At 68.7% G+C, this 6,921-nt stretch carries 3 protein-coding genes; all 3 read right to left on the bottom strand.

Going from position 1 to position 6,921, the window contains the following annotated elements:
• The coding region (locus tag ACFXC1_RS51125; protein ID WP_381257344.1) for an amino acid adenylation domain-containing protein at positions 1 to 3,722 on the bottom strand (3,722 nt) is incomplete at its 3' end.
• Positions 3,723 to 4,415: 693 nt separating this feature from the next.
• On the bottom strand, positions 4,416 to 5,423 hold the full coding sequence (locus ACFXC1_RS51130; RefSeq protein ID WP_381257347.1) for a DUF6461 domain-containing protein: 1,008 nt from the start codon (positions 5,421 to 5,423) through the stop codon (positions 4,416 to 4,418).
• Between the two features lie 517 nt (positions 5,424 to 5,940).
• On the bottom strand, positions 5,941 to 6,135 hold the full coding sequence (locus ACFXC1_RS51135; protein WP_381257350.1) for a hypothetical protein: 195 nt from the start codon (positions 6,133 to 6,135) through the stop codon (positions 5,941 to 5,943).
• Positions 6,136 to 6,921: the final 786 nt, after the last annotated feature.

Raw genomic sequence — 6,921 nt, forward strand, 5'->3', positions numbered from 1 at the left:
GGGTATTGGGCCTGCATCCACTGCATGCGGTTGGCCCAGCCAGCATGGGTGGAGGCGACGCCCTTGGGAGTGCCGGTGGAGCCGGAGGTGTAGTAGATGGAGACCAGGTTGTCGCCCGTCACACCACTGTCGGGCGCGGTCGGTGACGACTCGGCGAGCGTGCCGGGACCGCAGTCCAGGATGGTGAGCGTGCCGCCCGCGAGTGACTCGGCCCGCTGTCCGTCCACGCAGACCACGGGTGCACCCGCATCGGTCAGGAGTCTCACCGCACGGCCGACCGGCAGGTCGGGATCGAGCGGCAGGAAGGCGCCGCCGGCTTTCACGATCGCCAGGAGCGTCACCACCATTTCCGCAGACCGGTCCATCCACAGACCCACCGGGGTATCCGCACCGACCCCGGCAGCCTGCAGCCGTGTTGCCAGGTGGTTGGCGCGGCCGGTCAACTCCCCGTAGGACAGGGTGGTTTCGGAATCGGTGACGGCCGCAGCGTCCGGGGTCGTCGCAGCGACGTCGTCCACCAGATCACTCAGCAGACCCTCCGGGAACACCACCGACTCACCCAACCCGCCGCCGTACGGCTGATGTTCGTGGTCCGCCGCGTAGCCGGTCTCCAACTCGATGCGATCCATCGGCCGCGTCGGCTCGGCGACCGCCGACCGCAGGAGGGTGATGTACCGGTCCACCATCCGCCGCATCGTGTCCTCGTCGAACAGTGAGGAGGCGTACTCCCAGATCAGCGTGATCCGGTCGAGGTCCGGATGGTCTTCACGGCCCGCGCGCTGTTGGGCCCGTGGCACCACCACGATGTTCATGTCCATCTTGGACGAGCCGTTGTGACGCTCCAGGACGGTGCCCCGCACACCCCCGAACTCCAGGTCCGGAACGATGGCGTTGTGGAAGCTGAACATCACCTGGAACAGCGGATTGATGGACGGCACCCGGGGCGGCGCCACGGCCTCCACCAGCCGGTCCAGCGGTACGTCCTGCCAGTCAGAGGTCTCCACCAGCACCTCATGCACCCGTTGTCGCAGCCCGTCGAAGTCCGGGGAACCCGAGGTGTCCAGCCGAAGCGGCAGCGTGTTCACGACCATGCCCAGCATGCGTTCGGTCTCCGCGAGGCGGCGGTTCGCGGCACCTGTGCCCACCACCAGGTCGCTCTGCCCCGAGTAGCGGCTCAGCAGGGCGGCGAAGCCCGACAGCATGGAGGCGAACAGCGTCACTCCCGACCGTTCGCTGGACTCCCTGAGCGCGCGGCTCAGTTCGGCCGGCAGCTCCACCCGCAGGGCCGCTCCCTGGAACGACGGGACGCGCGGCCGTGGCCGGTCCTTCGGCAGGTCGAGGACCAGCGGGGCATCCTTCAAATGCCCCTTCCAGTAGTCCAGATGACGGTCCAGCACCTCGTCGCGCATCCAGGCGCGCTGCCAGGCGGCGAAGTCGGCGTACTGGATGGGCGGTTCGGGCAGCGGCGACGGCCGGCCGGCCGCCAGCTCGGGGTAGATCGTGCGGATCTCGTCGAGGAGCACGCCGAACGACCAGCCGTCGTGCACGAAGTGGTGCTCCACCTGGACGAGGGTGTGGTCGTCGGGCGCGTGCCGGATCAGTAGCCAGCGGGCCAGCGGCGGGTTGGTGAGCTCGAAGGGACGGCGGATCGTGTCCCGTACGACCTCCTCGGTACGGCGCTCCCGGTCCTCCTCCGGCACGTCCTGGAGGTCGACCACGGGCACCCGGACCGCCATCGGGGGGCGGATCTCCTGCACCGGGGCGCCGTCGACCGCGGAGAACGCCGTTCGGAAGATCTCGTGCCGGCGGACCACCTCGGTGATCGTGGCACTCAGGACCTTCGCGTCGAGCGGTCCGCGCAGCCGGATGGTGGCCTGGGCGTTGTAGGCCAGGTTGCCCGGAGAGAGCTGCTCCAGGAACCAGATCCGCTCCTGCGGGAAGGACAGCGGCAGCGGACGGTCCCGGGGGACCCGGACAACTGGCGGCAACGGCGGCGCGTTGCGGCCCAGCCGGTCCAGCTCGGCGGCCATCCTGGCCACCGTGCGCTCCGAGTAGATGCTCGATATCGGCAGCTCGGTGCCGAACTCCGAACGCACGCGTGCCGCGAGGCGTCCCGCGAGCAGCGAGTGACCGCCCAGCAGGAAGAAGTCGTCGTCGGCGCCCACATCGTCGATACCGAGGAACTCGGCGGCGATCTGTGCGAGTCGGCGTTCGGTTTCGGTCCTGGCCTGTGCCCGGCCGTCGCCCAGGCCCAACGACGCGCGGTCCAGGGCGGGCAGTGCGGCCCGGTGGAGCTTGCCGTTGGGCAGCAGCGGCAGCCGGTCGATCACCGCGATCGACGGCACCATGAAGTGCGGCAGCCGTTCGGCGGCGAACCGGCGCAGCTCCAGGGCTCCGGCCGACGGCGCCACGACATAGCCGACCAGCCGGTCCTCGGCGCCGACCCGGCCCACCACGACGGCGACGTCCTGGACGGCGGGGTGCTCGCGCAGCACAGCCGCGACCTCGTCCGGCTCGATACGGAAGCCGTTCAGCTTGACCTGCTGGTCGATGCGGCCGAGGAAGTCCAGCTCCCCGTCCGGCGTCATCCGCACCAGGTCCCCGGTGCGGTAGGCCCGCTCGCCCGGGGCGTCCGGGTCCGGCACGAATCGTTCGGCGGTCAGCTCCGGCCGCCCGATGTACCCGCGGGCCACCCCCTCGCCGCCGACGACCAGTTCACCTGGCTCACCGGGCGGCACTGGACGCAACGACTCGTCCAGGACGTGGAGGCGGACGCCGTCGATGGCCCGGCCGATGACCGGCTTGCCGCCACCCGGCTCGGTCCGGGACAGCGAGGCCCACACGGTGGTCTCGGTCGGGCCGTACGCGTTGAACATGGCACGGCCCGGCGCCCACCGGTCGACGAGTTGCTGGGGCAGCGCCTCACCGGCGCAGACGATCGTCTCCAGGTACGGCAGCTCCTGCTCCGGCACCATGGCGAGGACGCTCGGCGGGAGCGTGATGTGGGTGATCCGGGTGTCAGCCAGGAAGTCGCCGAGCCCCGGGCCGTACAGGACGTCCCGGCGCGGCGGCAGCACCAGCGTGGCGCCCGAGCACAGCGCCATGGTCAGCTCGAAGACGGAGGCGTCGAAGCTGGGCGAGGCGAACTGCAGGACCCGGTGGCCCGCGCGCACCGTGAACGCGGTCCGCTGGGCGTCGGCCAGGTTGGCGAGTCCACGCTGGGTGAGGGTGACGCCCTTGGGGCGTCCGGTGGACCCGGAGGTGTAGATGACGTACGCCGGGGACTCCGGGCGCAGCCGGGGCAGCGGGACGGGCTCGGCGGCCGGGGTGTCGTCCGCCGGGTCCGCCAGGGGCACGCCGAGACCGCGCAGCCACTCGGGGGCGGTCGCGTCGGCGACGACCAGCGCGGCGCCCGAGTCACGGACCATGTACGACAGCCGGTCGGCCGGGTACGAGGGGTCCAGCGGCAGCCAGGCGGCGCCGGCGCGGGCGACGGCCAGGACCGACGCCACGAGGTCGAGGGACGGCTCCAGGAACACGCCGACGGTCTCGCCTGGACCCACGCCGAGGGACCGCAGCCGGGCGGCCAGTTCGGCGGCACGGGCGTCGAGTGCGGCGTACGTCAGGTGCCGGTCGCCGAACTCTGTCGCGGGCCGGTCGGGCGTCGCGGCGACTTGCCGGAGGAACTTGTCGAGGAAGTGTCCGGAATCTGCTGGTGTCACGGAATTCTCCATGAGGGCGGTGACGGACGGGCGGTGACCGCGGAGCAGGCGATGACCGGGGGCCGGCCGGGGGTCGGCCGGTGGCCGGTCTGTCGTCGCGGTTGTCCTGCTTCGGCGGTTGCGGGCAGACGTGGGTGGACGTCAGGGAGGGATGGGAGAGGGAGGATGTGTGCGAGCCGGATGCGCGGTGCGGGGGAGGGCGATCATCGATCGGTGTGGTGACACTAACTGCGCCAGGACAGCCAAAACGGCACTCTCACAAGCACTTTGAGCGGCACTTCGCGCTACGGGTTGTGCCGCTCACCCCTGTCGGCGCGCCGCAAGCAGGGTCCCGCAGGGCAGCTGATCCTTACCTGCTCCGCCAGCGGCACCCACGCGTCCGCGACCGGCTCTGCCGTCGGGCCGGTGGCTGTCGTATGCCGTCGGAAGAACCATCGCCTCCGCTCTCCACCAGCCCGTGCCTGAGATCCCGAAGAAGGCATGGACACCGGCCTGCGGTGCAGGCGGCACCGAGCGTCCTGGCGTCTGGGTCGCGAAGATCAGACGGAAGGGAACGGGCTGGTTATGGATCTGACGAGGGGGCTGGCCTTGCGGGTTGGGGAGGATGTCTGGATCTCAGGAGGGACTGGTGCCTACCCGCCCAAATGCCGGCATGGCCGTGGGAGCGGGCGAGGCTCGGGACAACTGACGGTGTCAGAACGTGCTGAAGACAGCGCCCAGATGTTCTCCCGCGAAGTGCTCGGGCTGGGGAGCGATGCCGGCTATCAGGCAGGCGATCTCGACCGGTGGGGGAAGGAAATCGCCGACGCCGGGGCGGTACACGCTCAGGCCGATCTGCCGCATGAACGGCACCATCGCTCCTGGAGCGTGGCCTTCGGAGGCGGGCGCGCCGCTGTCCAGGAGGTCCGAGTCGTCCTCCTGGTACACCGCGACCGGTTTCCTGTCCCGGTACCAGGCGAAGATGCGTTCGCCGTCGAAGCCTTGGTGGTACGTGATGGTCTGGGTCCGCTCCGACATGGCCCGCGCGCGCTCAACGCCTTCGAACCCGCTTGGTTCGATCACCATCACCCATCCGCCGACCGCCACGGCCAGTGCCCCTGTGACGGGTTCGCCGGATTCGGAGTAGGCCGGTGACTCGACCTCCGCATATGTCCTTTCTCTGATTGTGCTGGAACCGGCGCCCAGCCGCAGGAGTGCGTCCCGCTCGTCGATTCGTTCCACCCAAGTGATCGTGCAGGGTGCGCAGAGATCCAGCAGATTGAACCAGTCCGTTGCCATCCCGCTGCCGTACGGGCGCACCGGTTTGGCGGCCTCCGCCGCCTTTCGGAGCGCGTAATCTCGTTCGCTTTTGACGATCCGTGCCTCTTCGGGAGCGGTTCCGCTGTTGAGGATCTCGGTGCCGTCTTCCCTCAACACCACGATGTCGCCCTCGTCGCGTACGATCACTGCGGAGACGGCGAACGCCATCGGATCCAGCAGGTAGTGGCCACTCCACCGTTGCAGCACTGTGGAGTCGGTGCCCGCACGCAGTACGCCATCCGGTCCGAGGGAGATCGAGGCACCGGGCTGTCCCGCCTTGCGTGACCACACCCGACGATCTTCGTCGGTCGACTGGGACGGCGTGTGAAGCAGGGTTTCGCCCGCCGGGCTGTGGGTCAACCTGTACCGGCCGTTCGGTGAAACGAGATCGTCCGCCAGCATCTCGCCCCGCCGTAGTCGGTCACCGCTCGCCGGTCGGTAGGCAGCCAGGTCAGCCGTGCTCAGGGGGTCCCGGCTCCATCGTACGCAGCCGTCGGGATCTGTCAGGACGAGACGTCCGTCGTCCCGGACCGACGCGGTTGTCACTCGCCGATCAACGCCTCCCGAGGTCCACGCGGGAATCCCCGGTGATCCCTGGAGCATCAAGTGACCCTCGGGAAGGAGCCTGAGCATCCCTGGTACAGGCGTCGGTCTGCCGATCTGCCAGATGTCGCTGCCCGCACGGGTGTCCCGCAGTGCGAGTGTCCCGTCTCGACGGTGCTGCAAGGCATACGCGCCGTTGGGTGAGACAAGGGACGCCAGATAGAGAGAATCCCCGGCCTGCAGTACAGCCTTGTCGCGGTTGTCCATGACGATCTCCGGTCGCTGTCGATCAGTACTTCAGGGGGGCGAATGCAGCCGCCACCGCTTTGAGATGCAGTATTCTCCGGGGAGGGAATTCTGTGTTTGTGATGAGAATTCAACGGTCGGGATTCCCGCGGCTTGCGAATTGTCCAAGAATGCTGATTGTCGACTTTTCCCCCGGCGTGTTGATTCCGTCACCGCTGTTGCCGATCGTCCGCGAGTTCCTGATGGTTCCATGGAAGGTCAGGTCCGGAATGTTCAGGCCGAGGCTTCCGTGGACAGACCGGTCGGCAATCGGGTTGAGGGTCATGTCCAGTTGGCGTCGCTGGCCACCGGACGGGGTCCCGCAGCGTCGGTAATCCGGACCGGTGCGATCGAATCACTCAGCGACTTCCGCGGCGCGAGCCCTGTCCCGCGACCTGTACATGCCGCAAAGCCGGGTCTGCGGTCGCTCCGCCTGCCGACCTCTCTCGGCGTTCTTCGCAGGTCGTACTGCGAGATCACGACTCGGCCCACTACGGGGCGCGGCAGAGCGGGGGGCTTCCCGCCCGGACGTCCATGACGACGCCGTCGACCGCAGCGACGATCCCGCTGGTGCGGGCGCGTCGCCTGAACTGTCGGGCCAGGCAGCGTATTTGGATCATCATGGGTCTCTGTTCGCGTCGTCGTGGTCGTCCGCAGGGGTTGGGCGGGGGAGGGAGAGGGGTGTCGCGTCCCCGCCCAGGAGTGGTGATCGTTCACTCGAGGATTCGTCACCCATCAGCATTCTCCATCTGACACAGGCAGAGCGCGAAAGCCCTTGGGAGCTCTCTCGCGCCGGTGGTGACGGAATCCTTGACGTCCTCGTGTGACCACTCGGACCACGCCGTGAGTGGCTACCCGGCGGGCTGGTAACCGAATTCTGCGCCCACCCGCTATAACAGTGCGCTCGGGAGGCTCGAATGCTGCCCTTTGGGCCATGTATCGGTGTCCCGGCGCACTGGGAGAGCAACGGAGGCGGCTAGCCTCGATCGTTCATGAGTCCTCGTCGGTTTACTGACGGGGACTCTGTGTTTGTGTGGTGCGGTCTTTTCGGGCTGGGGCAGGCCGAGGGTCC

The sequence above is a fragment of the Streptomyces hokutonensis genome (genome assembly GCF_042751305.1).
GTDB lineage: Bacteria > Actinomycetota > Actinomycetes > Streptomycetales > Streptomycetaceae > Streptomyces > Streptomyces hokutonensis_A.

What these genes read in the sequence shown, in the direction of transcription:
- ACFXC1_RS51130 (WP_381257347.1), bottom strand. Translation starts at nt 5,423, where the DNA reads ATGCTGGCGGACGATCTCGTTTCACCGAACGGCCGGTACAGGTTGACC.
- ACFXC1_RS51135 (WP_381257350.1), bottom strand. Translation starts at nt 6,135, where the DNA reads ATGACCCTCAACCCGATTGCCGACCGGTCTGTCCACGGAAGCCTCGGC.